This is a genomic window from Mesorhizobium sp. M1348, assembly GCF_040317925.1.
GTDB lineage: Bacteria > Pseudomonadota > Alphaproteobacteria > Rhizobiales > Rhizobiaceae > Mesorhizobium.
Window position 1 is genome coordinate 1 of sequence record NZ_JAMYLH010000041.1, and the last position, 26,594, is coordinate 26,594.

The 26,594-nt window shown below is 63.9% G+C and carries 22 protein-coding genes and 1 pseudogene; 10 read left to right on the top strand and 13 right to left on the bottom strand.

Annotation, left to right across the window (positions count from 1 at the left end; genetic code table 11):
• Nucleotides 1-479: adenosine kinase (locus tag NKH13_RS32690; protein WP_352916969.1), on the top strand; the 479-nt coding region annotated here is incomplete at its 5' end.
• A gap of 276 nt (nt 480-755) precedes the next feature.
• On the opposite strand, the gene NKH13_RS32695 is transcribed toward NKH13_RS32690, so the two are convergent.
• On the bottom strand, nt 756-3,035 hold the full coding sequence (locus NKH13_RS32695) for an NADP-dependent malic enzyme (protein ID WP_352719310.1): 2,280 nt from the start codon (nt 3,033-3,035) through the stop codon (nt 756-758).
• Nucleotides 3,036-3,238: 203 nt separating this feature from the next.
• Here NKH13_RS32695 and mutS point away from each other — a divergent pair, with 203 nt between their 5' ends.
• Nucleotides 3,239-5,890 (top strand): DNA mismatch repair protein MutS, encoded by a 2,652-nt coding sequence (gene mutS, locus NKH13_RS32700; protein WP_352719333.1) that lies wholly within the window; start codon nt 3,239-3,241, stop codon nt 5,888-5,890.
• Nucleotides 5,891-6,110: 220 nt separating this feature from the next.
• Here mutS and NKH13_RS32705 read toward each other — a convergent pair whose 3' ends face one another.
• The 3 genes from NKH13_RS32705 to NKH13_RS32715 all read right to left on the bottom strand — a co-directional run bounded on the left by NKH13_RS32705 (nt 6,111) and on the right by NKH13_RS32715 (nt 9,978).
• Nucleotides 6,111-6,956, bottom strand: coding sequence for an aldo/keto reductase (locus NKH13_RS32705; RefSeq protein ID WP_352719311.1), 846 nt, complete (start codon nt 6,954-6,956; stop codon nt 6,111-6,113).
• An 87-nt stretch (nt 6,957-7,043) separates the two neighbouring features.
• Complete coding sequence (copM, locus tag NKH13_RS32710; RefSeq protein ID WP_352469262.1) at nt 7,044-7,430, bottom strand: CopM family metallochaperone; 387 nt, start codon at nt 7,428-7,430, stop codon at nt 7,044-7,046.
• Between the two features lie 43 nt (nt 7,431-7,473).
• Entirely contained in the window at nt 7,474-9,978 is a 2,505-nt protein-coding gene (locus NKH13_RS32715; protein ID WP_352916972.1) for a heavy metal translocating P-type ATPase, read from the bottom strand.
• A gap of 227 nt (nt 9,979-10,205) precedes the next feature.
• Here NKH13_RS32715 and NKH13_RS32720 point away from each other — a divergent pair, with 227 nt between their 5' ends.
• Both NKH13_RS32720 and murJ read left to right on the top strand, forming a co-directional pair.
• Nucleotides 10,206-13,004, top strand: a complete 2,799-nt coding sequence (locus NKH13_RS32720) for a [protein-PII] uridylyltransferase (protein WP_352517229.1) — start codon at nt 10,206-10,208, stop codon at nt 13,002-13,004.
• 46 nt (nt 13,005-13,050) lie between these two features.
• On the top strand, nt 13,051-14,649 hold the full coding sequence (gene murJ, locus NKH13_RS32725; protein WP_352719313.1) for a murein biosynthesis integral membrane protein MurJ: 1,599 nt from the start codon (nt 13,051-13,053) through the stop codon (nt 14,647-14,649).
• Here the strand turns inward: murJ and NKH13_RS32730 are convergent.
• Nucleotides 14,624-15,028, bottom strand: coding sequence for a type II toxin-antitoxin system VapC family toxin (locus NKH13_RS32730; RefSeq protein ID WP_352719314.1), 405 nt, complete (start codon nt 15,026-15,028; stop codon nt 14,624-14,626). The genes murJ and NKH13_RS32730 overlap by 26 nt on opposite strands.
• Nucleotides 15,028-15,273, bottom strand: a complete 246-nt coding sequence (locus NKH13_RS32735) for a type II toxin-antitoxin system VapB family antitoxin (protein ID WP_023676383.1) — start codon at nt 15,271-15,273, stop codon at nt 15,028-15,030. The genes NKH13_RS32730 and NKH13_RS32735 overlap by 1 nt, the downstream gene beginning before the upstream one ends.
• Nucleotides 15,274-15,627: 354 nt before the next feature.
• Between NKH13_RS32735 and trpS the strand changes: the two genes are divergently transcribed.
• From trpS to NKH13_RS32750, 3 genes are all read left to right on the top strand, one after another.
• Complete coding sequence (gene trpS, locus NKH13_RS32740) at nt 15,628-16,704, top strand: tryptophan--tRNA ligase (protein ID WP_352719315.1); 1,077 nt, start codon at nt 15,628-15,630, stop codon at nt 16,702-16,704.
• Between the two features lie 192 nt (nt 16,705-16,896).
• Nucleotides 16,897-17,388, top strand: a complete 492-nt coding sequence (locus NKH13_RS32745; RefSeq protein WP_107649287.1) for a universal stress protein — start codon at nt 16,897-16,899, stop codon at nt 17,386-17,388.
• Nucleotides 17,389-17,933: 545 nt separating this feature from the next.
• Nucleotides 17,934-18,503, top strand: a complete 570-nt coding sequence (locus NKH13_RS32750) for a NifU family protein (protein WP_292664553.1) — start codon at nt 17,934-17,936, stop codon at nt 18,501-18,503.
• Between the two features lie 110 nt (nt 18,504-18,613).
• On the opposite strand, the gene NKH13_RS32755 is transcribed toward NKH13_RS32750, so the two are convergent.
• Nucleotides 18,614-19,231: a L,D-transpeptidase gene (locus NKH13_RS32755; RefSeq protein ID WP_352719316.1), complete on the bottom strand. Its 618-nt coding sequence runs from the start codon at nt 19,229-19,231 to the stop codon at nt 18,614-18,616.
• Between the two features lie 223 nt (nt 19,232-19,454).
• Between NKH13_RS32755 and NKH13_RS32760 the strand changes: the two are divergent.
• Nucleotides 19,455-19,529, top strand: a pseudogene (locus tag NKH13_RS32760) (MerR family DNA-binding transcriptional regulator); the annotation flags it as partial.
• Between the two features lie 40 nt (nt 19,530-19,569).
• Here NKH13_RS32760 and NKH13_RS32765 read toward each other — a convergent pair.
• From NKH13_RS32765 to NKH13_RS32775, 3 genes are all read right to left on the bottom strand, one after another.
• Nucleotides 19,570-19,695 (bottom strand): hypothetical protein, encoded by a 126-nt coding sequence (locus NKH13_RS32765; RefSeq protein WP_352467528.1) that lies wholly within the window; start codon nt 19,693-19,695, stop codon nt 19,570-19,572.
• Complete coding sequence (locus tag NKH13_RS32770) at nt 19,696-19,824, bottom strand: hypothetical protein (RefSeq protein WP_302893588.1); 129 nt, start codon at nt 19,822-19,824, stop codon at nt 19,696-19,698. It lies immediately after the preceding gene.
• 164 nt (nt 19,825-19,988) lie between these two features.
• A complete protein-coding gene (locus tag NKH13_RS32775; protein ID WP_023717906.1) occupies nt 19,989-20,315 on the bottom strand; it encodes a GYD domain-containing protein in 327 nt (108 codons plus the stop codon).
• 153 nt (nt 20,316-20,468) lie between these two features.
• On the opposite strand from NKH13_RS32775, the gene NKH13_RS32780 reads away from it, so the two are divergent.
• Nucleotides 20,469-20,768, top strand: coding sequence for a DUF1330 domain-containing protein (locus NKH13_RS32780; RefSeq protein WP_023717905.1), 300 nt, complete (start codon nt 20,469-20,471; stop codon nt 20,766-20,768).
• Nucleotides 20,769-21,510: 742 nt separating this feature from the next.
• Entirely contained in the window at nt 21,511-22,011 is a 501-nt protein-coding gene (locus NKH13_RS32785; protein ID WP_352719334.1) for an MmcB family DNA repair protein, read from the top strand.
• Between the two features lie 357 nt (nt 22,012-22,368).
• On the opposite strand, the gene NKH13_RS32790 is transcribed toward NKH13_RS32785, so the two are convergent.
• The 3 genes from NKH13_RS32790 to fdhF form a co-directional block, all read right to left on the bottom strand.
• Nucleotides 22,369-22,677, bottom strand: coding sequence for a formate dehydrogenase subunit delta (locus tag NKH13_RS32790; RefSeq protein ID WP_352467525.1), 309 nt, complete (start codon nt 22,675-22,677; stop codon nt 22,369-22,371).
• Nucleotides 22,667-23,494, bottom strand: coding sequence for a formate dehydrogenase accessory sulfurtransferase FdhD (gene fdhD / locus NKH13_RS32795; protein WP_502908434.1), 828 nt, complete (start codon nt 23,492-23,494; stop codon nt 22,667-22,669). Before fdhD ends, NKH13_RS32790 begins: the two co-directional genes overlap by 11 nt.
• Before the next feature lie 183 nt (nt 23,495-23,677).
• The gene (gene fdhF / locus NKH13_RS32800) at nt 23,678-26,590 is read right to left on the bottom strand and encodes a formate dehydrogenase subunit alpha (protein WP_352719319.1); all 2,913 of its coding nucleotides are present in this window, start codon (nt 26,588-26,590) and stop codon (nt 23,678-23,680) included.
• Nucleotides 26,591-26,594 lie beyond the last annotated feature (4 nt).

Below are 26,594 nucleotides of genomic sequence, written 5' to 3' on the forward strand. Positions count from 1 at the left end.
CCGCGAAGCTCGCCCACGCCGCCGGGCGCGAAGTGTCGATGACCTTGTCGGACTCGTTCTGCGTCGACCGCTACCGCGACGAGTTCCTCGACCTGATGCGCTCAGGCACCGTTGACATCGTCTTTGCCAACAGCCACGAGATCAAGTCGCTCTACCAGACCGCGTGCTTCGACGAGGCGCTGGCGCAGATCCGCAAGGATTGCAAGATCGCAGCCGTCACCCGCTCGGAAAAGGGCTCGGTCATCGTCCGCGGCGACGAGACCGTCACCATCGAGGCGACCAGGATCCGCGAGCTGGTCGACACGACAGGCGCCGGCGACCTTTATGCCGCCGGTTTCCTCTACGGCTACACGCAGGGCCGCAGCCTGAAGCAGTGCGGCGATCTCGGCTCGCTGGCCGCCGGGCTGGTCATCCAGCAAATCGGCCCAAGGCCAAGGCAGAACCTGCGCCGAGAGGCCGAACAGGCGGGGCTGCTGTAGGGAGCTCGGTCTCGCTCGATGGCAGGGCAATCGCACAGCGGCATGTGCCCCCTCACCCGTATTGCCACCCCAATTGCAAAGGGCAATTGGGGGAAATCCCACCTCTCCCCGAGGGGAGAGGAGGTCGCCAGGTTGATGCCAGGCTCTTCTCCCCAGCGGGGAGAAGGTGGCCGCGAAGCGGCCGGATGAGGGGGAACCCCCCATGCGATAGCACTGCCCTCTATAGGCGTCGCCTTCGCACGACCCTTCCCAGCGAGAGGAGGGTAAGCTCGCTCCTCAAGCCCCAGCGCTATACGCCGCGATCGCCGCCATATTCACGATATCGCTGTCCTTGGCATTCAGCGAGACGATCTGAACCGGCTTGTTCAGGCCGACCAGCAGCGGGCCGATGACGGTCGAGCCGCCGAGCTCCTGCAGCATCTTGGTCGAGATTGAGGCCGAGTGGAAAGCCGGCATGATCAGCACATTGGCCGGGCCGGTCAGCCTGATGAACGGATACTGCGCCATGGCGCGGGCGTTGAGCGCCACGTCGGCGGCCATCTCGCCGTCATACTCGAAATCGACGCGGCGCTTGTCGAGGATGCGCACCGCTTCCTGGACGCGCTCGGAGCGTTCGCCCTGCGGATGGCCGAAGGTTGAATAGGCGAGCATGGCGAGCCTCGGCTCGTAGCCCATGCGGCGGGCGAAGCCGGCGGCCTCCTCGGCGATGTCGGCGATCTGTTCGGCATTCGGCATGTCGTGCACGGCGGTGTCGGCGACAAGCACGGTGCGACCCCGCGCGAGCACGATCGATACGCCGATGACGCAGTGGCCGGGCCTTGCGTCGATGACGCGGCGGATATCGTCGAGCGCCGTCGAATAGTTGCGGGTGACGCCGGTGACGATGCCGTCGGCGTCGCCCAGCGCCACCATGCAGGCGGCGAAATGGTTGCGGTCGTTGTTGATCAGCCGCTGGCAGTCACGGAACAGGAAGCCTTTGCGCTGCATGCGCTCGTAGAGATAGTCGGTGTAGACCGAGTTGCGCCGCGACAGCCGCGCATTGATGATCTCGATGCCTTGCTTACCGAGGTCGATGCCGGCGTTCCTGGCGTTTTCCTTGATGATGTCGTCGCGGCCGAGCAGGATGGCGGTGCCGAGCCGCTGGTTCACATAGGAGACGGCGGCGCGCATCACCTGCTCCTCCTCGCCCTCGGCAAAGACGATGCGCTTGGGCTGACGGCGGACGCGGTCGTAGATGCGCTGCAACGTCGAGGCGATCGGGTCGCGGCGGGCGGAAAGCTCCTGCGCGTAGCGGTCGAGATCGAGGATCGGCTTGCGCGCGACGCCGGACTCCATCGCCGCCTTGGCGACCGCGATCGGGATCGCCGAGATCAGCCGCGGGTCGAACGGCACCGGGATGATGTAGTTGGGGCCGAATTTCGGCCGGTTGCCCTGATAGGCGGCGGCGACGTCGTCGGGCACGTCCTGGCGCGCGAGCTCCGCCAGCGCCCGGGCGGCGGCGATCTTCATGTCGTCATTGATGGTGGTCGCCCGCACATCGAGCGCGCCGCGGAAGATGTAGGGGAAGCCAAGCACGTTGTTGACCTGGTTCGGGTAGTCGGACCGTCCCGTCGCCATGATGGCGTCGGTTCGGATCTCGGCGACCTCCTCCGGCGTGATCTCGGGGTCGGGATTGGCCATGGCGAAGATGATCGGGTTCTTGGCCATCGACTGCACCATCCTGGTGGTCAGCGTGCCCTTGGCCGAGAGGCCGAGGAACACGTCGGCGCCGTCCAGCGCCTCGGCCAGCGAGCGCGCGCCGGTTTTCACGGCGTGCGCCGATTTCCACTGGTTCATGCCTTCGGTGCGGCCCTGGAAGACGACGCCCTTGGTGTCGCAAAGGATGATATTTTCGGGCGCAAAGCCCATCGCCTTCATCAATTCGATGCAGGCGATGCCGGCGGCACCCGCGCCATTGCAGACCATTTTCGTGGTCTTCATGTCGCGGCCGGTGATTTCCAGCGCGTTGATCAAGCCGGCGGCCGAGATGATGGCGGTGCCGTGCTGGTCGTCATGGAAGACCGGTATGTCCATCAGCTCGCGCAGCCGCTGCTCGATGATGAAACATTCCGGTGCCTTGATGTCCTCGAGGTTGATGCCGCCGAAGGAGGGTCCGAGGAAACGCACGCAATTGATGAATTCGTCGGCATCCTCGGTGTCGACCTCGAGGTCGATGGAATCGACATCGGCGAAGCGCTTGAACAGCACCGCCTTGCCTTCCATCACCGGCTTCGAGGCCAGCGCGCCGAGGTTGCCGAGACCGAGGATGGCGGTGCCGTTGGAGATGACGGCGACCATGTTGCCGCGAACCGTGTAGTCGAAGGCGCGGCTCGGATCCTCGGCGATGGCGAGAACCGGCACGGCGACGCCCGGCGAATAGGCAAGGCTGAGATCGCGTTGCGTCGCCATTGGTTTTGTCGCGACGATCTCCAGCTTGCCGGGGCGGCCCATGGCATGGAATTCCAATGCCTCCTGGGCGCTGACGGAGGGCCCGTTGCTTTCGGTTTTCTTGGCCATGGTACCTTTGGTTTCCTCGCCCGTACGGCACCGCTTGCGATGGGTGCGCATGCTTTCTTTTGTGGAAGGTTCGGGATTAAGGCTACACTTCGCCGCTGTAAACCGCCAAGCATGGCTTGCAAAATTTTGGAAGCAGCTTCTTGAACGACGAGACGCCCATTCGAAGCGACAACGCCACCCCGGCCTTCGCGCCGGCGACGCCGATGATGGAGCAGTACATTGAGATCAAGGCGGCGAACCCGGATTCGCTGCTGTTCTACCGCATGGGCGATTTCTACGAGCTGTTCTTCGACGATGCCGAGAAGGCGAGCCGGGCACTCGGCATCGTGCTGACCAAGCGCGGCAAGCACCAGGGGCTCGACATCCCGATGTGCGGCGTGCCGGTGCATGCCGCCGACGATTATCTGCAGAAGCTGATCGGCCAGGGCTTCCGCGTCGCCGTCTGCGAGCAGATCGAGGATCCGGCCGAGGCCAAGAAGCGCGGCGGCAAATCGGTGGTGCGCCGCGACGTGGTGCGGCTGGTGACCCCCGGCACCATCACCGAGGACAAGTTGCTGGCGCCGTCGGAATCGAGTTTTCTGATGGCGCTGGGACGGGTCAAGGGCGGCAGCAGCGATCACGCTTTCGCGCTGGCCTGGATCGAGATCTCGACCGGTGTCTTCCGCGTCGCCGAAACCACCGCCGACCGGCTGCTCGCCGATGTCTTCCGCGTCGATCCGCGCGAGCTGATCGTCGCCGAGCCGGTGTTTTACGACCCGGAGCTGAAACCGGTATTCGACGTGCTCGGCCGCGTCGCCAGCCCGCAGCCGCCGTCGCTGTTCGATTCGGCTTCGGCCGCCGGCCGCATCGCCCGCTTCTTCGAGGTGGCGACGCCTGACAGTTTCGGCTCGTTTTCGCGCGCCGAACTGTCGGCGATCTCAGGCGTCATCGCCTATGTCGAAAAGACGCAGAAGGCCGAGCGGCCGCCGCTGTCGCGGCCGCAGCGCGAGGAGCAGGGCTCGACCCTGTTCATCGACCCGGCGACGCGCGCCAATCTGGAACTGCTGCGCACATTGTCCGGCAGCCGCGACGGCTCGCTGTTCAAGGCGATCGACCGCACGGTGACCGGCGGCGGGGCAAGGCTGCTCGCCGACCGGCTGATGGCGCCGCTGACCGACCCGGCGGCTATCAGCGCCAGGCTGGACTCAGTGTCGTTCTTCCGCTCCGAGACGCGCCTCTGCCAGGCGGTGCGGGCAAGCCTGAAGAGCGTTGCCGACATGCCGCGCGCGCTGTCCAGGCTGGCGCTCAACCGCGGCGGCCCGCGCGACCTCGGCGCGCTGCGCGCCGGTTTCGAAGCGGCTAGCGCCATCGCCGAACTGTTCGGCCAAACCACCTTGCCGGGCGAACTGACCGCGGCGTTGGGAGCTATCAAGGCACTGCCCGGTAAACTGGCGACGCATCTGGTACAGGCGCTCAGCGACGAGCTGCCGTTGCTCAGGCGCGACGGCGGCTTCGTCCGTTCCGGCTACCACGCCGAACTCGACGAGATGCGGGCACTGCGCGACGAGTCGCGAAAAGTGATCGCCGGGCTGGAGCGTTCGCTGATCGACGAGACCGGCATCCGCTCGCTGAAGATCAGGCACAACAATGTGCTGGGATATTACATCGAGGTGACCGCCAACCACCATGCGCTGATGACCGGCAGCGACGGCGCCAAGGCGCGCTTCATCCATCGCCAGACCATGGCCAACGCCATGCGCTTCACCACCACGGAACTCGCCGAACTGGAATCGAAGATCGCCAACGCCGCCGACCGGGCGCTGGCGATCGAGCTTGCCGCTTTCGAGGCGCTGACGGCGGAAGTCGTCGGCCAGGCCGACACGATCCGTGCCGGCGCCGAAGCGCTCGCCGTGCTCGATGTTTCGGCTGCACTTGCCTTGCTTTCCGAAAGCGAGGCTTGGTGCCGGCCGCTAGTCGATGCGAGCCTTGTCTTCGAGATTTCGGGTGGACGCCATCCGGTGGTCGAACAGGCGCTGCGGCGTTCCGGCGAAGGCCCGTTCGTCGCCAATGATTGCGATCTGTCGCCGCAAGGCGATGCCAAGGCCGGCGCGATCTGGCTGCTGACCGGCCCCAATATGGGCGGCAAGTCGACCTTCCTCAGGCAGAACGCGCTGATTGCCATCCTTGCCCAGACCGGCTCATTCGTGCCGGCGGCATCAGCCCATATCGGCGTCGTCGACCGGCTGTTTTCGCGGGTCGGCGCCTCCGACGATCTGGCGCGCGGCCGCTCCACCTTCATGGTCGAGATGGTCGAAACGGCGGCGATCCTCAACCAGGCCGGCGAACGCGCGCTGGTCATTCTCGACGAGATCGGCCGCGGCACCGCCACCTTCGACGGCCTGTCGATCGCCTGGGCGGCGGTCGAATATTTGCACGAGAAGAACCGCTGCCGGGCGATCTTCGCCACGCATTTCCACGAGATGACGGCGCTGGCCGGAAAACTGCCGCGGCTCTCCAACGTCACCATGCGGGTCAAGGAATGGGAGGGCGACGTGGTCTTCCTGCACGAGGTCGGCAAGGGTGCGGCTGACCGGTCCTACGGCGTCCAGGTGGCGCGGCTGGCCGGCCTGCCGGAAGCCGTCGTCGGCCGGGCCAAGGAAGTGCTGCACCAGCTTGAAGCCGGCGAGGTTTCGGGCAAGGCCAACCGCCTGGTCGACGACCTGCCGCTGTTTTCCGTGGCGGCGAAGCGGGAAGCGTCGAAGCCGGCGAAGAGTGATGGGCTGGGCGCGGCGCTAGTGAAGATCAATCCCGACGAGATGACGCCACGCGAGGCGCTGGAGGCGCTGTACCGGCTGAAGGGGATGGTTGGGAAGTAGTGCTCGTCCGATAGCGCTCTACGGCGCCCCCCTCTGTCCTGCCGGACATCTCCCCCTCGAGGGGGAGATTGGCAGTTTCGCTGACAGCGCTTTTCCTTCGACGTTCGAAGTTGGCGAAAGCCGATGCGAAATCCAATCTCCCCCCTTGAGGGGGAGATGTTCGGCAGGACAGAGGGGGGTGTGACGGAACGCTGCTTTGGCTTGCCTTCCGCCCCACCCCTCAAATCATCGCCAAGCCCGATTTCTGCCTCGGCGGCGGGAAGGCGCGGTCGAGGTCGGCGAAATCTTCGCTCGTGAGCTCGATGTCCAACGCCGCGACATTCTGCCGGACATGCTCCGCGCGGCTAGCTTTGGGAATCGCGATCACCCCGTCCTGCGCCATCACCCAGGCAAGCGCGATCTGCGCCGGCGTCGCACCGTGGCGAGCGGCGATGGCATCTAACCTGGCGTTGCGCGCCAATATCCCCTGATCGACCGGCGAATAGGCCATCAGCGGCATGCCGCGTTGCCGGCTCCGCGGGGCGAGGTCGAACTCGACGCCGCGCTGCGACAGATTGTAGAGCACCTGGTTGGTCTGGACGTTGCCGCCGGCCGGCAACCGAACCAGCTCTTCCATCTCATCGGTATCGAAATTGCTGACGCCCCAATGGCGGATCTTGCCGGCCGCCTTCAACGCTTCGAACGCCTCTACCGTTTCCATCAAAGGAACGCTGCCCGGCCAATGCAAGAGATAGAGATCGATGCGGTCGGTGGCGAGATGCCTCAGGCTGTTCTCGCAGGCCCGTTTCACGCCGGTGCGCGAGGCATTGGACGGCAGCACCTTGGAGACGAGGAACACTTCGTCGCGGCGACCGGCGATGGCCTCCGCCACCACCTCCTCGGCACCGCCGCTGGCATACATTTCGGCGGTGTCGATCAGCGTCATGCCGAGATCCAGCCCGAGCTTCAGGGCATTGGCCTCGTCGCCACGGCGGCGGCCGTCTTCGCCCATCTTCCAGGTGCCCTGGCCGAGCACCGGCACGGCTTCGCCGCAGGGCAGGGTGGTCCTTCTTATCGTCGATGGCATGGCATGCTCCAGTCAGGCGGCATCATAGCCGCCAAAGGGAATCCAGGTGAAGCCTCTTCCCCGGATTCGCTCTGATAGCGTGAACCGCTACTTCACCGGATGGGCGGCGAGCCAATCCTGCATCTGCTTGATCTCGGCTTCCTGCGCGGCGATTACTGCTTCGGCGAGCTTGCGCATTTCCGGATCCTTGCCATTGGCGAGCTCGATCTTGGCCATGTCGATGGCCGCCTGGTGATGCGGGATCATGCCGCGGGCGAAATCGACATCGGCATCGCCGGAATATTCGATCGCCATCATGTCGGTATGCATCTTGTCCATCGCCGCCTTGTAGCCCTCGGTCGAGGGGCTCTGTGCGCCCATTGCGCCCATGTCGTGCTTCATCTCCTCGGCTTGTGCTGGAACGCTTTCGAGGAAAACAGCAAGCAGCATTCCCGCCGCCATCATCAGCAGCACGATCTTCTTGGCCAAGGTCATTCATCGTCTCCTTTTTTGAACAGGGTCTATCTGGAAGTTTTACTCAGAGTTTCAACGTCCTGAGCCGCAATGCGTTGGCGATGACCGAAACCGAAGACAGGCTCATCGCCGCCGCCGCAATCATCGGCGACAGCAGCGTGCCGGTGAGCGGATAAAGCACGCCGGCAGCAACCGGCACGCCAAGCACATTGTAGAGGAAAGCGAAAAACAGGTTCTGGCGGATGTTGCGGATCGTCGCGCGGGCCAGCGTCCTCGCCCTGACGATGCCGTTTAGGTCGCCCTTGACCAGCGTAATTCCCGCACTTTCGACCGCAACATCGGCGCCGGTGCCCATGGCGATGCCGACATCGGCGGCGGCAAGTGCGGGCGCATCGTTGACGCCGTCGCCGGCCATGGCAACGCCGGCACCGCCGGCGCGCAACTCCTCGACCAGCGCGTTCTTCTGCTCCGGCAGCAGGCCGGCACGCACCGCGTCGATGCCGAGCTTGGCTGCGATGGCCTTGGCCGTGCGCTCATTGTCGCCGGTCGCCATGACGATCTTCAGCCCGCTGTCATGCAGGGCCTTGATCGCCTCGGCTGTCGTCGCCTTGATCGGATCGGCGACGGCAACGAGGCCGGCGAGCTTGCCTGCGACAGCGACGAACATCGCGGTCTTGCCATCGGCCTGCAGCGTCTCGGCGCTGGCCAGGACCGATGCCGTATCGATGCCGAGATCGGCCATCATCGCGGCATTGCCGAGCGCCACCTTCTGTCCCGAGACCGTGCCGGAAACACCCTTACCGGTGATAGCCTCGAAACCGCTCGCGTCGGGGACCTTCACGCCGCGTTCGCGGGCGCCTTCGACGATGGCCTCGGCCAGCGGATGCTCCGAGCCTTTTTCCAGCCCGGCGGCGAGCGCCAGCAGATCGTCCTGTGCCATGCCTTCGACGGCAACGACGTCGGTCAGTCGCGGCCGGCCTTCGGTCAGCGTTCCCGTCTTGTCGACGATCAGCGTATCGACCGAGGCAAAGCGCTCGAGCGCCGCCGCTTCCTTGATCAGCACGCCGGCATGCGCGCCGCGCCCGGTGGCGGTCATGATCGACATTGGCGTCGCAAGGCCGAGTGCACACGGACAGGCGATAATCAGCACCGAGACCGCCGAGACGATGGCAAAGACCAGGCTGGGTTCCGGTCCGACGATCGCCCAGGCGACGAACGCAATGATGGCGACCAGCACGACGGCCGGGACGAAGTAGAACGAGACGCGGTCGGCCAACCCCTGGATCGGCGCGCGCGAGCGCTGCGCCTTGGCGACCAGCTCGACGATGCGTGCCAGCGTCGTCTCGGCGCCGATCTTTTCGGCGCGCATGACCAGCGAGCCGTTCTTGTTGAGCGTGCCGCCGATGAGGTTGTCGCCTTCGGTCTTTTCGACCGGCAGCGGCTCGCCCGTGATCATCGATTCGTCGATGGAAGAGCGTCCTTCGAGCACAATGCCGTCGACCGGCACTGCGTCACCGGGGCGGATGCGCAAGCGGTCGCCGGCCTTGACAATATCGAGCGGCACGTCGTTTTCGGAACCGTCCGCGCCGATCAGCCGCGCCGTCTTCGGCGCCAGGTCGAGAAGCGCACGGATCGCCGAACCGGTTTTCTCACGGGCGCGCAATTCCAGCACCTGGCCGAGGAACACCAGCGCGACGATCACCGCCGCCGCCTCGAAATAGACCGGCACGGTGCCGTCATGGCCGCGGAACTGGTGCGGAAAGAGGCCAGGAAACAGCGTGGCGACGACGCTGTAGAGATAGGCAGCACCGACGCCGAGCGAAATCAGCGTCCACATATTGGGGCTGCGGTTGAGGATCGAATCCCAGCCGCGGTGGAAGAACGGGAATGCCGCCCACAGCACCACGGGGCTGGCCAGCGCCAGTTCCAGCCAGACCTTCGCACGGTCGTCGATGAAGGCCTGGAACGTCAGGCCGAGCATCGGTGCCATGGCGATGACCAGCAACGGCACGGACAGCACCGCGCTCACCCACAACCGCCTGGTGAAGTCGACCAGTTCGGGGTTCGGACCCTCGTCGCCGGTCGGCACCCCCATCGGCTCCAGCGCCATGCCGCAGATCGGGCACGAGCCGGGCTTGTCGCGGATGATTTCGGGATGCATCGGGCAGGTGTATTGCGTGCCCTTGGGCATTGCCTGCGGTGCCGGCCTGTCGCCGAGATACTTTGCCGGCTCGGCCTCGAATTTCGCCTGGCAAGCGGCCGAGCAGAAATAGAAACCCTGACCCTCGTGCCGCAAAAAGTGCCTGGCCGTGGCACGGTCGACGCTCATGCCGCAGACGGGATCGGTGGCGGTCAGATATTTCTGGGGTTCGGCGACGAATTTCGAACGGCAGCTTTCGCTGCAGAAATGATAGCGATGGCCGCCATGCCCGGCGGTAGGCTTGCCGGCGGCCGGATCGACGGTCATGCCGCAGACCGGATCGCGGATGACGGCGTCCGCAGCAGAGGAGGCGCCCTTTGCCGAGCAACGGCTGCCATGGGCGTGATGATGGTGATCGGAATGCGTCATGCCGAAAGCCCCTGTATTTCGATGTTGCGGCGGAGGTAGTGCTTCCAGTAACGGGAAGGTCAAGGGCTGTTTTCGATTTTTCGCGCCCATGCCCCTAACCGCCCGGCCGCGGGCGCGAGACGATCGTCCCGTTCCACCGCTGCGGAGAACGCGTCCGTCCGCCCCATACCCAGCGCCGCGAAAACGCGCTATAGACGCCGCCGAAACGGCGAGGCCGAACGGCATTTATGGCAAGAATATCCCTGAAGCTCGAGGAACTGATCGACGGCGAAGCCTTGCGCCGCGAGATGACCGAACTGACCGCGGCCACGGCAGGCGACGGTTCGGGCAAGGCCGCGCGCAGCGGCGTCCTCAAGCTTCTCAAAAGCCGGCTCGCCGACGGCCGCACTGTCGCCGAACGCATGCTGATGGACGATGGCAGCGGCACCGCCTGCGCCGCCCGGCTGTCGCATCTGATGGATGAGATCATCCGTGCGCTCTACGATTTCGCCGCCACCCATGTCTATCGCGTCAAAAACCCGTCATCGGCCGAGCGCATGGCGGTCGTTGCCGTCGGCGGCTATGGCCGCGGCACGCTGGCGCCGGGGTCCGACATCGATCTGCTGTTCCTGCTGCCCTACAAGCAGACGCCGTGGGGCGAGCAGATCGTCGAATATATGCTCTACATGCTGTGGGACCTCGGCCTGAAGGTCGGCCACGCGACGCGCAACATCGACGAATGCCTTAGGCTGTCGCGCACCGACATCACCATCCGCACCTCGATCCTGGAAGCGCGCTTCCTGTGGGGCGAGCAAAAGCTCTATGACGAGCTTTTGCAGCGCTTCGATCACGAGGTGGTGCGCACCACCGGCCCTGAATATGTCCAGGCCAAGCTCGCCGAACGCGACGAGCGCCACGCCAAGGCCGGCGAGAGCCGCTATCTGGTCGAACCCAACGTCAAGGACGGCAAGGGCGGCCTGCGCGACCTGCAGACGCTGTTCTGGATCGCCAAGTATTTCTACCGGGTGCGCACCGGCGAGGAACTGGTCGACAAGGGCGTCTTCACCGACGCCGAATACCGGGAATTCCAGAAGGCCGAGGACTTCCTGTGGGCGGTGCGCTGCCACATGCATTTCCTCACTGGCAAGGCCGAGGAGCGGCTGCATTTCGACATCCAGCGCGACATCGCCGAGCGGCTCGGCTACACCACCCATCCCGGCCTGTCGGCGGTCGAGCGCTTCATGAAGCACTACTTCCTCGTCGCCAAGGACGTCGGCGACCTGACCCGCATCTTCTGTGCCGCGCTGGAAGAGGAGCAGGCCAAGCATGTGCCGGGCTTCAACCGCATCTTTCTCACCTTCTCGCGCCGCAAGCGCAAGCTCGCCGGCACGGCCGATTTCATCGTCGACAACCACCGCATCAACATCGCCGACGACGAAGTGTTCGAGCGCGACCCGGTCAACTTGCTCAGGCTGTTCTGGTTCGCCGACAAGCACGGCCTGGAATTCCACCCCGATGCGCTGAAGCTTTTGACCCGCTCGCTCGGCCTCGTCGGCAAGGCGCTCAGGCGCGACGAGGAGGCCAACCGGCTGTTCCTCGACATCTTGACCTCGGACCGTAACGCCGAGCTCAATCTGCGGCGCATGAACGAGGCCGGACTGCTTGCTAAGCTAATCCCGGACTTCGGCAAGATCGTCGCCATGATGCAGTTCTCGATGTACCACCACTACACCGTGGACGAGCATTTGATCCGCTGCATCGGCGTGCTGGCCGAGATCGAACGCGGCGACGGCGAAAAGGTCCATCCGCTTTCCCACGCGCTGATGCCGGGGCTGAAGAAGAGCCGCGAGGCGCTCTATGTCGCCGTGCTGCTGCACGACATCGCCAAGGGCAGGCCGGAAGACCATTCGCAAGCCGGCGCCAGGATCGCCCGGCGCATCTGCCCGCATATGGGGCTCTCGCCGGCCGACACCGAAACGGTCGCCTGGCTGGTCGAGAACCACCTCGTCATGTCGATGACCGCGCAGACCCGCGATCTCAACGACCGCAAGACGATCGAGGATTTTGCCGCGATTGTGCAGTCGGTCGAACGGCTGAAGATGCTGCTTGTGCTTACCGTCTGCGATATCCGCGGTGTCGGGCCTGGTGTCTGGAACGGCTGGAAGGGCCAGTTGCTGCGTACGCTCTACTACGAGACCGAGCTTTTGTTGACTGGGGGGTTTTCGGAGGTGTCGCGCGCCAAACGGACGGCGGCGGCGCGCGAACAACTGGCCGAGGCGCTTGCCGACTGGCCGGAAAAGGCCCGCAAGCGTTATGTCGGCCAGCACTACGAGAACTATCTGCTGGCGGTCGATCTTCCCGACCAGGTGCGCCATGCCGAATTCATCCGCGAGGCCGACCATGCCGGCAAGAAGCTGGCCACAATGGTCAAGACCCACCAGTTCGAGGCGGTGACCGAGATCACGGTGCTGGCGCAGGACCATCCACGCCTGCTCTCGGTGATTGCCGGCGCCTGTGCTGCGGCCGGCGGCAATATCGTCGACGCGCAGATCTTCACCACTTCGGACGGCCGCGCGCTCGACACCATCCTGATCTCGAGGGAGTTCGACCGCGACGAGGACGAGCGCCGCCGTGCCGAGCGCGTCGGCCGGCTGATCGAGGATGTTCTGTCGGGCAAGAGCTGGCTGCCCGAAATGATCGAGAAGCGCACCAAGCCTCGGCGCGGCGCCAAGGTTTTCCGTATTCCGCCACGCGCCGAGATCCGCAATACGCTGTCGAACCGGTTCTCGGTGATCGAGGTCGAGGGGCTGGACAGGCCGGGCCTTCTGTCGGAGATCACCGGCATGTTGTCGGACCTGTCGCTCGACATCGCCTCAGCCCACATCACCACCTTCGGCGAAAAAGTCATCGACACATTCTACGTCACCGATCTCACCGGCCAGAAGATCGACAGCCCGTCGCGTACGGCGACCATTCGCAACAGGCTGATCGCGGTGCTCGAGGGCACCGCGTCCGAGCGCGGCAAGACCAAAACGGCCGCCGAGTGACTGTCACCTTCCATTTGCCCCAATCCCGCAGGCAGACTTCGAGCGCATGAGCCTTGTCAAGAAATTCGCCACCGTCGCTTCCGGCACGCTGATGAGCCGGGCCCTCGGCTTCGGCCGCGAGATGCTGATGGCTGCCGCACTCGGCACCGGGCCGATCGCCGACGCCTTCAACGCCGCCTTCCAGTTCCCCAACACCTTTCGCCGGCTGTTTGCCGAAGGCGCCTTCAACGCCGCCTTCGTGCCGCTGTTTGCCAAGGAGATCGAGACACATGGCACCGATGGCGCCAAGCGCTTTTCCGAAGAGGTGTTCGGCGTCTTGTTCACGGCGCTTCTGGCGCTGACCATCGCCATGGAACTGGCGATGCCGCTGATCGTGCGCTACCTGGTGGCGCCGGGCTTTGCCGACACGCCGGGAAAATTCGAGACGACGGTGGCGCTGGCGACCGTCATGTTCCCATACCTGATCTGCATGTCGCTCGGCGCCATGATGGCCGGCATGCTGAATTCGCTGCGCCGCTATTTCGCCGCCGCGGTGGCGCCGGTGTTCCTCAACGTCATCCTCATCGCCGTGCTTGCCTATGCTTGGTACAAGGGTTCGGACGCCTGCACCGTCGGTTTCGGTCTGGCCTGGGGTGTGCTGGCGGCCGGCTTGGTGCAGCTGGCGATCGTCTGGGCGGCGGTGCGCCATGCCGGCATTTCGATCGGCTTCCGGCGGCCGAAGATGACGCCGAACGTCAAGCGGCTGCTGATCCTGGCGCTGCCGGCGGCGATCACCGGCGGCATCACCCAGATCAACCAGCTGATCGGCACGGCGATCGCGTCGGCGCAGGACAGCGCGGTGTCGTCGCTGGCCTATGCCGACCGCGTTTACCAGCTGCCGTTGGGCGTCGTCGGCGTCGCCGTCGCCATCGTGCTTTTGCCGGAACTGTCGCGGGCGCTGAAATCAGGCAATCTGGTCGAGGCCGCCAATCTGCAGAACCGCTCGGTCGAGTTTACCCTTTTCATGACCTTGCCGGCGGCGGCCGCCCTGCTGGTCATGTCCGAGCCGATCGTGCGGCTGGTCTATGAGCGCGGCGCCTTTGCCGCCAACAATTCGACGCCGACGGTCGCGGCAATCCTGGCGATTTTCGGCCTCGGCCTGCCGGCCTTCGTGCTGATCAAGGCGTTCACCCCAGGCTATTTCGCCCGCGAGGACACGCGCACGCCGATGATTTTTGCCGCTATCTCGGTGGCGGTTAACATTACGACGGCGCTGACGCTGTTTCCGACCATGGGCGCGCCCGGCATTGCCGTTGCCTCCGCCGTCGCAGGCTGGGTCAATGCGTTCATGCTGCTCGCCGTGCTGATCCGGCGCGGCCATTGGGGCCGCGACGTGCCGCTCATGAAACGCATCCCGCGGCTGGTGCTGTCGGCGGCGGTGATGGCCGCGGCGCTCTATTTTGCCGAGCACTGGTTCGCCGCAAAGCTGGCTTCCGGCTCGCCTCTGGTGATCCAGGCGGTAACCCTGCTTGCGCTCGTCGCCGGCGGGGCGCTGCTCTACTTCGTCACCGCCTTCGCCACCGGCGGCGCAGATTTCGGCATGATCCGCCGCAATATCGGGCGGAAGGGGTCCCAGCCGGTCAAGCAACAGTCTCCAGATCCGTGAAGCGGAATTCGTCCGCCGTCGAAAGCATCGGAACGGCGTAGTAGCGCGCACAGGCGTAGTGGAAACAGTCGGCCATGTTCAGTCGGCCAGCGTTGTTGCGAAACCGCGACGCAGCCTCAACAGACAGGGATGCCGCGTCAGAGGCAGGCGGAAGCTCCCGCAAGGTGATTCCACGCTCTTCGAGAAAACGGCTGACTATCTCCAGGCTTGTGGCGACCGGGATGGCTAGCTTTTCCGATCGCGAAAGCGCCATCGCGGCTTCCCAAACCGCGATGGCCGACGTGAACGGAGCCGACGCTTTCATGACCGCCTGCGCGCAGCGCTGGGCTTCGGTCTCGTTGCTCAGTATTGCAACGATAGCGGCTGCATCGATGAACATCAGTCTTCGCCGGACAATTCGTCGTAGACCGAGCGCGGCAGCGGCTTGCGCGCCTGCTCGCTCAGCTCAATACCGAACTCGGCCCGGAGCCGTGCCGCCGTCTCCAGCGGCGTCTCGCGATTGCGTCGGCGCTCCAGAGCTTCGCGCATGGCGATCACGATTGCCTCGGTGATGCCGACACCTTCAAGCCTGGCAAAAGCCCGCGTCAGGCTGTCAGCTTCCTTGTTGTTGATGTTGATCGTCATTGTTTTGCTTCCGCGGTGTAGCATATATTATGTAGCTATCTACATCAGTCCGTCAATGTAGGCCTGGCCAAATCGAAGCGATTGCCAAGGCGAGCTATTTTGTTCTTGCTTTGTGCCGGCAGCTATGCTACTAATTTCGGTATGGTGCTGATTGGCGCCGAGGACCCGCCGCAAGGCGGGTTTTGTTTCTGGTCGGCGCCATCCCCCTCAAACAGCCTTCTGCTCGGCCGACGCCAAAGCCCCGCGTGACGTGGCCAACGCCCTCTTGATCGTCTCCTCGCTCTCGTCCATAAGCGCGCCGTCGCAAGACTTTCGCCGCGCGCGAAACGGCCCTCCACAAGCCAGGGAAACACCATGACCGATCAGCCCCCCTTCAAACCGCTCGTCTTTTCCGGCGTCCAGCCAACCGGCAATCTGCATCTCGGCAATTATCTCGGCGCCATCAAGAAATTCGTCGCCCTGCAGGACACCTCCGACTGCATCTATTGCGTCGTCGATCTGCATTCGCTGACCGCACAGCTCGTCTATGAGGATCTTCAGGACCAGACGCGTTCGATCACCGCGGCGTTTCTCGCCTCCGGCATCGATCCGAACAAGCACATCGTCTTCAACCAGTCGCGGGTGATGCAGCACGCCGAGCTTGCCTGGGTCTTCAACTGCGTGGCGCGCATCGGCTGGATGAACCGCATGACGCAGTTCAAGGACAAGGCCGGCAAGGACCGCGAGAACGCCTCGCTCGGCCTGCTCGCCTATCCCTCCCTGATGGCCGCCGACATCCTTGTCTACCGCGCCACCCACGTGCCGGTCGGCGACGACCAGAAGCAGCATCTGGAGCTGACCCGAGACATCGCGCAGAAATTCAACAACGACTTTTCGGACCGCATCGCAGCGCTTGGCGTCGGCGTCGAGATGCAGGTCGGCGAAGAGACGGTGAACGGCTATTTCCCGCTGACCGAGCCGGTCATCGGCGGCCCGGCGGCGCGCATCATGTCGCTGCGCGACGGTTCGAAAAAGATGTCGAAATCCGACCCGTCGGACCTGTCGCGCATCAACCTGACCGACGATGCCGATGCCATCTCGAAGAAGATCCGCAAGGCCAAGACCGACCCGGAAGCCTTGCCCGGCGAACTGGACGGGCTTGCCGGCCGGCCGGAAGCGGAAAACCTCGTCGGCATCTATGCCGGCCTCGCCGAAATCTCGAAAGAGGCCGTGCTGAAGGAATTTGGCGGCCAGCAGTTTTCGGTGTTCAAGCCGGCGCTGGCCGATCTCGCCGTGGAAAAGCTGGCGCCGATCGCCGGCGAGATGCGCCGCATCTCCGATGACCGCGCCTATGTCGACGCGGTGTTGCGGGATGGCGGCGAGCGTGCCGGCACATTGGCCGAAGCGACGATGAAGACCGTGCGCGACATTATCGGCCTGCTGCAAAGCTAATGCATGTCGCGCAAAAGTGTGCAGCGGTTTTGCGATAACGACATGCATAAAACAAGAACCTGAAGCGCGTCGCATGAGGCTGGTCGAACGCGACGCGCTTTAAGCTGCACCAGCATCGCCACAGCCGCCGGTCGCTTGCGGGCGGGCTGCGGCGGTGGCAGATTGCGACCGAAACCATCGAACAGGGTGAATATGGTCTCCAAACGCCTCAGCCGCGAAGCCGGTCATCGCCGCAAGTTCCTGGCGATCATCGACGACACGCCCGAATGCGAGCGCGCCGTCGCCTACGCCTCGAAGCGGGCGCAAAGCACGAGCGGCGTGCTGGTGCTGCTCTATGTCATCGAGCCGGATGATTTCCAGCACTGGCTGGGCGTCGAGAAGATCATGCGCGAGGAGGCGACCGCCACGGCGCGCGCGGCACTCGACAGCTACGCCAACAAGGTGCGCCAGAAGCTCGGCATCGAGCCGGAGCTGGTGGTGCGCGAAGGCAAGCCGACCGAAGAGATCCACAAGCTGATCGAGGAAGACCAGGACATCGCCATCCTGGTGCTGGCGGCAGGCGCCGGCAAGGAAGGGCCTGGGCCGCTGGTCGGTGCGGTCGCCGGCAAGGGCGCCGCCTTTCCTATCCCGGTCACGGTGGTGCCGCAGAACCTGTCGGACGAGGAGATCGACAGCTTGGCCTAGGGTACGTTCAGCGGGCCTGCGACGAACCGATCGGGCCAATGTTGCGGGGCCAAAAAGGACCCTGTCGTTCAGCGCCGCGACGCTCGAAGGTCACGGCATGGATCCCAGGGTCTCCGCTACGTCGCTTCGCTCCTGCTTCGCCCTGGGATGACGAAGGCGTGGTGGCTTATGGCTAATCGCAGGCGTGAGAGATACGGCTCTCGGGTGGGCCGATGGCAAGTCGCAGGCGTTCAAAATGAGCCGGAGCGTCCCTCCTTTCGTCATCCCAGGGCGGAGCAAGGAGCGAAGCGACGCGGCGCAGACCCTGGGATCCATGCCGTTACAGTGGTCCAAGAACGCAGCGATGCAGTGGTTGCTTACGGCCGGTGAGTATCATTGCATGAACGGCATCGTTGGCGCTTCAGGAAGACGCACGGCGCTACAGAAGAAAATTCATTCCACCAGCCAGTCGTTCCCCGCGACGCCTTTCGCTTGAATGTCGGGCGGATAAAGCCTAATTAGAATTATTCCAAACTAGCTGCCCCGAAACGGGCACGGAGACGGCCATGTTCATCCAGACCGAGTCGACGCCAAACCCGGCGACGCTGAAATTCCTGCCCGGCAAGGAAGTGCTGCAAGAAGGCACCGCCGATTTCCGTGATGCCGATAGCGCCGCAACGGCTTCGCCGTTGGCCGGCCGGCTGTTCGAGATCCCCGGCGTCACCGGCGTCTTCTTCGGCTATGATTTCATCACCGTGACCAAGGACGGCCCCGACTGGCAGCATCTGAAGCCGGCTATCCTCGGCGCCATCATGGAGCATTTCATGTCCGGCGCCCCGGTGATGGCCAAGGCCGGCCCCGCCGCCGAGACCAGCCAGACCGGCGAATTCTACGACAAGGCCGACGAGGAGCTGGTCCTCACCATCAAGGAGCTGCTCGACACGCGGGTGCGCCCGGCCGTTGCCCAGGATGGCGGCGACATCACCTTCCGCGGCTTCGAGAACGGCACGGTATTCCTGCACATGAAAGGCGCCTGCGCCGGCTGCCCGTCGTCGACGGCGACGCTGAAGCACGGCATCCAGAACCTGCTCCGGCACTTTGTGCCGGAAGTGCAGCATGTCGAACAGGTTTCCTGACACGCCGTTCCATCTTCAACTTCCGCAGACAACAAAAAACCGGGCTCAAGTGCCCGGTTTTCTGTTTGCGACGTCTGTGTTGTTGCCTAGACGGTCCGCGTATGAGGGCTTTATATTACAATGACCTTGGCGCCGACCGAGGTGCGGTCGTAGAGGTCGATAATGTCCTGGTTCATCAGCCGGATACAGCCCGACGACATCGCCTTGCCGATCGAATTCCATTCCGGGCTGCCATGCAGGCGATAGCCCATATCGCCGCCCTTGTTGAACAGGTACATGGCGCGCGCGCCGAGCGGGTTCTTCAATCCCGGCTCCATGCCGCCGGCAAACTTGGTCAGCTCCGGCTGGCGCCTAATCATCTGCGACGGCGGCGTCCAGGTCGGCCATTCGCGCTTCAGCGCGATATGTGCAGTGCCGTGCCATTCGAAACCCTCACGGCCGACGCCGATGCCGTAACGCATCGCCTCGCCGTCGCCCATGACGAAATAGAGGAATTTGTTCTGCGTATCGACGATGATGGTGCCCGGCTTTTCCCTGGTGTCGTAGTCGACGATCTGCCGGCGGTATTTGAACGGCACCTTTTCGATCGGGATGCGCGGCAGGTGATAGCCGGCATCGGTCACCGCGCCGTAGTTGTTGGTGAAGATCTGCGACCCGATGGTGCTGCAACCGGCGACAGCTGTCGACAGCGCCAGGGCCGCGACGATTGCAAGTGACTTCATGCGCATGAAAAGGTCCGATGCCCTGCCCAAACAACAGCGGCTCGAGTCGGCCGCTTTTTCATCTTCATTCATGCTGGCATTTGCTTTGCTTGCCAAGCGGGCGATGCCTATATCCTTGGACTTGCATGCTGGTAAACCTGCGACTATGGCATTTCGGCAACAGCCTCCGCAGGATTATGCTGCAAAATCAATAGGCCAGGAACAAAAGCCACGAGACGAGGAAATCACCATGGATGTCGGTGACGCTGCCCGGCGCTCTGGCCTGCCGGCCAAGACCATCCGTTACTACGAGGAGATCGGCCTGAGACGCGGCCGCTGCAGGAGATGATCCTGACGGGCCGGGTTCAATAAAGGACGCCGCGAAGCACGGTCCAGGCCAGAAGCCCGAACGTGCCGATCACCACCAATGCACCAAGGACCGTGCCGATCTTTTCAGGCAGTCCATCGGGGCGACCAGGATCGTCGGCCATTCAACTATCGATCATGACGTAGGCGGCACCAAACACGGCAACGATGATTGCCCCAAGCACCGCCCAGCCTCTGATGGCCGAGCGGATTTCCTCCGGCGTCGCCGATTTCCGGTCGTCATCTTCCGTCATGGTGTGCTCCTCGTAAAAAATCCCGTGGCCGACATTGAAAGCGCAAGCTGCCGGCGCTGCCAAGAGGGTGCAGCGGACATTTTTTGCGCAAAAGTGTAGGAACGGGCGCCGTTCGAGAGCAAGCGTTCCCCAGCCTTCGACACTCCGCAAAGCAGGGGCGGCCGTCACGATCCCGGTGGGCGATAGCGGATCGACTTCGCTTTCCCAAGCGCGTCCATCGTCTCTTCGACACTTAACAGCACGGTGGTCTCGTACGAGCTGAGCGCGCCTCCCGCACCGATTGCGAGCATGACGGATGCCATCGACACATTGTCCGGCGCCTCCCACAGGTTCCAGCCATCGTACTCTCCGAAGGCATACCAGAACCCGTGCAGCTTTCCGCCCACCGACTCGATGTAGGAACGGGCAGCCTCGCGTCTATCCTCGGGATTGTCCATCAAGCGCGCCCAGGTTTCGGGCCTGTAGCTGAATCGCGTGAGATACATCGGCATGGTTCGTCTCCTCCCAGAGCTGCCCCCACCAAGACAGTTAAGCGCCGCAATCCGGGAGAACGCGAGTCGTTTCCGAGGCGTAGTACCGCTGGCTTAGTTGCGGGACCGCTAATAGACCTGTTTCAATTGCCTTTCCCAAGGGGAGTAAGGTCAATGGCCGCATATCTCATTGCTGATGTAGACATAACCGACGCCGCCGTCTTCGAGGAATACCGCCGGGACGTGCCTGCAACCGAAGCCCGCTACGGGGGGAGGTACATCGCTCGCGGCGGAGCCACCAAAGTTCTGGAAGGCGATTGGGAGCCTCATCGCCTCGTCATTGTCGAATTCCCCGACATGGCTTCCCTCCTGGCATGGTACGATTCTCCAGAATACGGCCGGCTCAAGGCCATCCGCGAACGCTGCGCAAAGACGAGAATTATTGCTCTGGAGGGCATGATGCCGGTTAGCTGAGGCCTGTTCGATGACAATGGCAAATCTGAGTTGCCATATCTGGTGCGGCCCGGCGACAGGACAGGAGCATTTTGATATGAATCAGCAAGCTTCAAACTTGCGGCCGGGAATGACGGCCAACGATGGGAGGATGACGCCGGAAGCGCTCATTGAATGGGACCTACATATCAATATGACCCAACACCGGATCGGCAGGCGGTGTTACCGTGTGACCTAGGGTTGTGTCATGGCGTTGAAAATGCCGGCGCCAACTATCGCACATAAGGCTGCGGCCCCAAGCCCTCCCACAATGATGCACCACCAGGCGCGGCCATTTCCCCGAAGCATGGGATTCATTTTTATCATCCGTCGCGCCAGAAGCCCCTGGTAGAGTGCATAAGAAGACCCGAAACCGGCGAGCCAAATAACGGAAAATACGACGCCCCGCGTGAGCATCCTATTGAGCCTAGTCTGGTCGATCGTCAAACTTGCAATCTCAGTAACCATGCTTCGCCACCTTTTTGATTATGCTGCGACCACTTTCGGGCCTGCAGCGGTGAATATTAGATCAACCGCGACGCCTCGCGAAAACATAGCTCCCCTCACCAGTAAGAACCGCATTCATAACGCGAGCGGCCCGCCTTGTGGAAGGGCGGGCCTTGTAGCGCCCGCTCCACAGTATTTTGCAGATTAGGTTTGTCAGCCAGATAATCGCACTGAAAACCGGGTTCAAACCGTGAACAAAATCTGGCATGGTGCGGCCATGCCGATCATCTCACCTCTTCCCCTCAACCCGCTCATCGACGGCCGCCAGTCGGAGCGTGCCATGCTGGTTCGTCGCGGCGTGCAGCGGCTGCTCAAGCAGATGGGCGCGCATGTCTTGCCCGAACTGTCGCTGGCGACCGGGCGCCGCGCCGATCTCGTGGCGCTGACCCGCCAGGGCGACATCTGGATCATCGAGATCAAATCCTCGATCGAGGATTTCAGGGTCGACCGCAAATGGCCGGACTACCGGCTGCATTCCGACCGCTTCTTCTTCGCCACGCATCCCGGCGTGCCCCAGGAAATCTTTCCGGAAGAGTGCGGCTTCATTCTCTCGGACGGCTATGGTGCTGAGATTTTGCGCGATGCGCCCGAGCACCGCATGGCGGCGGCGACACGCAAGGCGCTGATGCTGAGGATCGCGCGCGCCGGTGCTGCGCGGTTGCTGGCGGCGGAGCTTGCTGGCGTGTCGGTGCCGGCGCTGGAGGGTGAGAGCGAGTAGGGGTTTCCCTCTCCGTAGTCATGGAGGCTTGCGCTGCCCCGGCTGCCGCCACCTTGCATAAGAGATGATGTATGACTGCGGTGTTCCGCAAGTAACGCCAACAGCCGGGTGTAGCCTTCGTCTTCCCAGTGCAGGTCGAGATTGGAAATGAAACCCGGCACGAAGACCAGATCGAGCGATCCCTGGCCGACCACCTGATAGGCGATCCGCACGTCGCCACTGAGCGCGTATCGAGTTTCGATCGGCCTCACGAGGTTGTCCGCCCGACCCGACGATTTCTTATCGCCGGATCATAGCAGAGGCGCGCAGCTTGCGGCAGATGAAACTATAGAGAGTGTGAATGTAGGTCCGCGGCGCCTACTTCTGTGACGCGGCGGTAGTCTCGGTGTTCGCACCGCCGACGCTAAAACCTGCGCCCTCCGGCGCGCCCGGCCGCTTGATGTGAGGCGCGGCCGCGACGACAAGCTCGTTGAACCCTTCGCCGCCGCTATCCAGCATCTCGAACAATTGCCGGCGCATCCGCGGCTCCCAGAACTTGTTGATGTGCTCGGCGACGCCGGCAATGCCTTGCTCGCGCGGCTTGGAGTGGAAAAAGGCGGCGATCTGGTTGGCCATGCGAACCAGCTTTTCGCTGGTGCTCATGAGGTGGCCTTCGTCATGCGACATGCTTGGCAACTCCGGAAACCACGCGGTCAGGATGGGTGAAAATATCGAAATCGTCGCCGCGCACCAGCGCCACCAGCGTCATGCCGGCGTCGTCCGCGGTGCGGATGGCAAGTGCCGTCGGCGCCGAGACGGCGATGATGAAGGCAGCACCGATCGCCGCGGTCTTCTGCACCATCTCGACCGAAACGCGCGACGTCACGACGACGGCCCCCGACCTGCCGTCGATACCGGCTTTGGCCAGGGCGCCGGCCAGCTTGTCCAGCGCATTGTGACGGCCGACATCCTCGCGCGCCATGACGATGCCCTTGCCGGGGAGGTAAAAACCGGCCGCGTGGACCGCGCCGGTCTCGGCGTGCAGCGGCTGCACCTTCGACAAAAGCTTGACCGAGCGAACGATATCGTCGGCCTGAAGCGTAAGCGTTGACGCGCCGACCGGATCGACCGAGCGCATTGCTTCCTCGATCGATTCGATGCCGCACAGCCCGCAGCCGACCGGGCCGGCCAGCCGTCTGCGACGCGCCTCGAAGCGGGTGTTGGCGCTGTCCTTCAGCCTGATCTGGATATCGATTCCGGCGCCGTGATCCTCGACCTCGATCGCTTCGATTTCGTCTGGCGAGGCAATGATGCCTTCGGTCAGCGAGAAGCCGAGCGCGAAATCCTCGAAATCGGCCGGGCTTGCCATCATCACCGCATGCGTGGTGCCGGCAAAGGAGAATGCTACCGGCGTCTCTTCCGGCACCATGCGGTTGGCGGCCGCGGTGCCGCCGGCGCGGCGCGCGAGGCGGCTGATCTGGGTGACAGCACGACGTTTGGGCATCACGCGGCACCCCCCTCTGGCCTACCGGCCATCTCCCCCTCAAGAGGGGAGATTGGCAGTTCAGACGTAAGGCACCCTTCGACGCTGGTGATTGGCGAAAGCCGAGATGACATCCAATCTCCCCCCTTGAGGGGGAGATGGCCGGTAGGCCAGAGGGGGGTGCTCCGGCACGACGCCAAAACGCTACTCCGCCGCTTCCAACTTCGCGATGCGGCGGCTTTGCTTCGCCTGCTCGTCATAGTCGCGCTGCCATTCCGACGGGCCGTTGGATGCACCCACCTGCACCGCGGTCACCTTGTATTCCGGGCAGTTGGTCGCCCAGTCGGAGAAGTCGGTGGTGATGACGTTGGCCTGGGTGTCGGGATGGTGGAAGGTCGTATAGACGACGCCCGGCGACACCCGCTCGGTGATCAGCGCGCGCAGCGTCGTCTCGCCGGAGCGGCTGGTCAGCCGCACCCAGTCGCCGTCGCGCAGGCCGCGATTTTCGGCATCGTGCGGATGGATCTCCAGCCGGTCCTCGCTATGCCACACGACGTTGTCGGTGCGCCGGGTCTGCGCGCCGACATTGTATTGCGACAGGATGCGGCCGGTGGTCAGCAGCAGGGGAAAGCGCGGTCCGGTCCTTTCGTCGGTCGCCACGTATTCGGTGCGGATGAACTTGCCCTTGCCGCGCACGAAGCCGCCAATATGCATGATCGGCGTGCCTTCCGGCGACTTCTCGTTGCAGGGCCACTGCACCGAGCCCACCCGGTCGAGAAGGTCGAAGGAAACGCCGGCGAAACTCGGCGTCGTCTTGGCGATCTCGTCCATGATCTCAGACGGATGCGTGTAGTTCCAGCCGAGGCCGAGCGCCTTGGCGAGCTCCTGCGTCGTCTCCCAGTCGGCATAGCCGCATTTCGGCTCCATCACCTTGCGCACCATGTTGATGCGGCGCTCGGCATTGGTGAAGGTGCCGTCCTTCTCGAGGAAGGTCGAGCCGGGCAGGAAGACATGCGCGTAGTTGGCCGTCTCGTTGAGGAAGAGGTCGTGCACGACCACACATTCCATCGCGGCGAGACCCGCGGCGACATGCTTGGTGTCGGGGTCCGACTGCAGGATGTCCTCGCCCTGCACATAGAGGCCCTTGAACGAGCCGTCGACGGCTGCGTCCAACATGTTGGGGATGCGCAGGCCGGGCTCGTCGTCGAGCTTGACGCCCCACAGGCTCTCATAGATAGCGCGCACGGCGTCGCCTGAGATGTGGCGATAGCCGGGAAGCTCGTGGGGGAACGAGCCCATGTCGCAGGAGCCCTGCACATTGTTCTGGCCGCGCAGCGGGTTCACGCCGACGCCCGGCCGGCCGATATTGCCGGTCGCCATGGCGAGGTTGGCAATGGCGATGACGGTGGTCGAGCCCTGGCTGTGCTCGGTCACGCCGAGGCCGTAATAGATCGCGCCGTTGCCGCCGCGGGCATAGAGCCGGGCTGCACCGCGTATGTCGTCGGGATCGACGTTGGCGAGCTGGCCGACGACCTCCGGGCTGTTTTCCGGCAATGCCACGAACGATGCCCAATCCTGGAACTCGTCCCAGTCGCAGCGCTCGCGGATGAAGGCCTCGTCGAACAGGCCTTCGGTGACGATGACATGGGCGAGCGCTGTCAGCATGGCGACGTTGGTGCCCGGCTTCAGCGGCAGATGGAATTGCGCCTCGACATGGGCCGAGCGCACGATGTCGGTGCGGCGCGGATCGAGCACGATCAGCTTGGCGCCCTGGCGCATGCGCTTTTTCATGCGCGATGCGAACACCGGATGCGCATCGGTCGGATTGGCGCCGATCAGCAGGATGACGTCCGTCTGCTCGATCGAATCGAAATCCTGCGTGCCGGCGGAGGTGCCGAAGGTCTGGCCGAGGCCATAGCCGGTCGGCGAATGGCAGACGCGGGCGCAGGTGTCGACATTGTTGTTGCGGAAGCCCTGCCGGACCAACTTCTGGACGAGGTAGGTTTCCTCGTTGGTGCAGCGCGACGAGGTGATGCCGCCGATCGAGGTGCGGCCGTACTGGTATTGGATGCGGCGGAATTCGTTCGCCGTATGGGTGAGCGCCTCTTCCCACGACACTTCGCGCCACGGATCGCTGACCTTCTCGCGGATCATCGGCTTCAGGATCCGGTCCTTGTGCGTCGCATAGCCATAGGCGAAGCGGCCCTTGACGCAGGAGTGGCCGTGGTTGGCCTTGCCTGCCTTGTAGGGCATCATGCGGATGACGTCGTCGCCCTTGACCTCGGCCTTGAACGAACAGCCGACGCCGCAATAGGCACAGGTGGTGACGGTCGAGCGCTCGGGCAGGCCCTTCGCCAGCACGGTCTTTTCCCTCAGCGCATCGGTCGGGCAGGCCTGCACGCAGGCCCCGCACGACACGCATTCGGAATCGACGAACGCCTCGTGCATGCCGGCCGAGACCCTGGATTCGAAGCCGCGGCCCTCGATGGTCAGCGCAAACGTGCCCTGCACCTCTTCACAAGCGCGCACGCAGCGCGAGCACACGATGCACTGCGCCGGATCGTAGGTGAAATAGGGGTTCGATTCATCACGCGCGATATAGTCGATGGTCAGCGAGCCATGGCCGGGCGCCACGCCGTTTTCCTGCTTGACGTGGTTGCGGCCGTCCACGCCATAGCGGTTCTCGGTCAGGCCGACCGTCCTGACGACCTTGTCGAACTCGCTGGCGCCGGTGCCGGCCTTCTCGCCCCACGCCGCCGGGTGGTCGGAGACATAGAGTTCCATCACGCCGCGGCGGATGGCGTCTAGCCGGTCGCTCTGCGTATGCACGACCATGCCTTCGCCGACCGGCGTCGTGCACGAGGCCGGCGTGCCGCCGCGCCCATCGATCTCGACGAGGCAGACCCGGCAGGAGCCGAACGAATCCAGCATGTCGGTGGCGCAGAGTTTCGGGATTTCGACGCCCGCTTCCATCGAAGCGCGCATGATAGAGGTCCCCGCCGGCACCGTCACCGACTTGCCGTCGACGGTCAGCGTTACCTGCTGTTCGGCTTCCGAGGCGGGTGTGCCGTAGTCGATTTCCTGGACCAGCGATTTGATGTCGAATGCCGCGTTCATGCCT

Bases quoted from the DNA above. Each gene is read 5' to 3' on its own strand.
- NKH13_RS32785 (WP_352719334.1), top strand. From the start codon at position 21,511: ATGCCGATCATCTCACCTCTTCCCCTCAACCCGCTCATCGACGGCCGC.
- trpS (WP_352719315.1), top strand. From the start codon at position 15,628: ATGACCGATCAGCCCCCCTTCAAACCGCTCGTCTTTTCCGGCGTCCAG.
- NKH13_RS32765 (WP_352467528.1), bottom strand. From the start codon at position 19,695: ATGGCCGACGATCCTGGTCGCCCCGATGGACTGCCTGAAAAGATCGGC.
- mutS (WP_352719333.1), top strand. From the start codon at position 3,239: ATGATGGAGCAGTACATTGAGATCAAGGCGGCGAACCCGGATTCGCTG.
- NKH13_RS32775 (WP_023717906.1), bottom strand. From the start codon at position 20,315: ATGCCGATGTATCTCACGCGATTCAGCTACAGGCCCGAAACCTGGGCG.
- NKH13_RS32745 (WP_107649287.1), top strand. From the start codon at position 16,897: ATGGTCTCCAAACGCCTCAGCCGCGAAGCCGGTCATCGCCGCAAGTTC.
- murJ (WP_352719313.1), top strand. From the start codon at position 13,051: ATGAGCCTTGTCAAGAAATTCGCCACCGTCGCTTCCGGCACGCTGATG.
- fdhD (WP_502908434.1), bottom strand. From the start codon at position 23,494: ATGCCCAAACGTCGTGCTGTCACCCAGATCAGCCGCCTCGCGCGCCGC.
- NKH13_RS32695 (WP_352719310.1), bottom strand. From the start codon at position 3,035: ATGGCCAAGAAAACCGAAAGCAACGGGCCCTCCGTCAGCGCCCAGGAG.
- NKH13_RS32715 (WP_352916972.1), bottom strand. From the start codon at position 9,978: ATGACGCATTCCGATCACCATCATCACGCCCATGGCAGCCGTTGCTCG.
- copM (WP_352469262.1), bottom strand. From the start codon at position 7,430: ATGACCTTGGCCAAGAAGATCGTGCTGCTGATGATGGCGGCGGGAATG.
- NKH13_RS32750 (WP_292664553.1), top strand. From the start codon at position 17,934: ATGTTCATCCAGACCGAGTCGACGCCAAACCCGGCGACGCTGAAATTC.
- NKH13_RS32770 (WP_302893588.1), bottom strand. From the start codon at position 19,824: ATGACGGAAGATGACGACCGGAAATCGGCGACGCCGGAGGAAATCCGC.
- fdhF (WP_352719319.1), bottom strand. From the start codon at position 26,590: ATGAACGCGGCATTCGACATCAAATCGCTGGTCCAGGAAATCGACTAC.
- NKH13_RS32705 (WP_352719311.1), bottom strand. From the start codon at position 6,956: ATGCCATCGACGATAAGAAGGACCACCCTGCCCTGCGGCGAAGCCGTG.
- NKH13_RS32755 (WP_352719316.1), bottom strand. From the start codon at position 19,231: ATGCGCATGAAGTCACTTGCAATCGTCGCGGCCCTGGCGCTGTCGACA.
- NKH13_RS32720 (WP_352517229.1), top strand. From the start codon at position 10,206: ATGGCAAGAATATCCCTGAAGCTCGAGGAACTGATCGACGGCGAAGCC.
- NKH13_RS32730 (WP_352719314.1), bottom strand. From the start codon at position 15,028: ATGTTCATCGATGCAGCCGCTATCGTTGCAATACTGAGCAACGAGACC.
- NKH13_RS32780 (WP_023717905.1), top strand. From the start codon at position 20,469: ATGGCCGCATATCTCATTGCTGATGTAGACATAACCGACGCCGCCGTC.
- NKH13_RS32735 (WP_023676383.1), bottom strand. From the start codon at position 15,273: ATGACGATCAACATCAACAACAAGGAAGCTGACAGCCTGACGCGGGCT.
- NKH13_RS32790 (WP_352467525.1), bottom strand. From the start codon at position 22,677: ATGTCGCATGACGAAGGCCACCTCATGAGCACCAGCGAAAAGCTGGTT.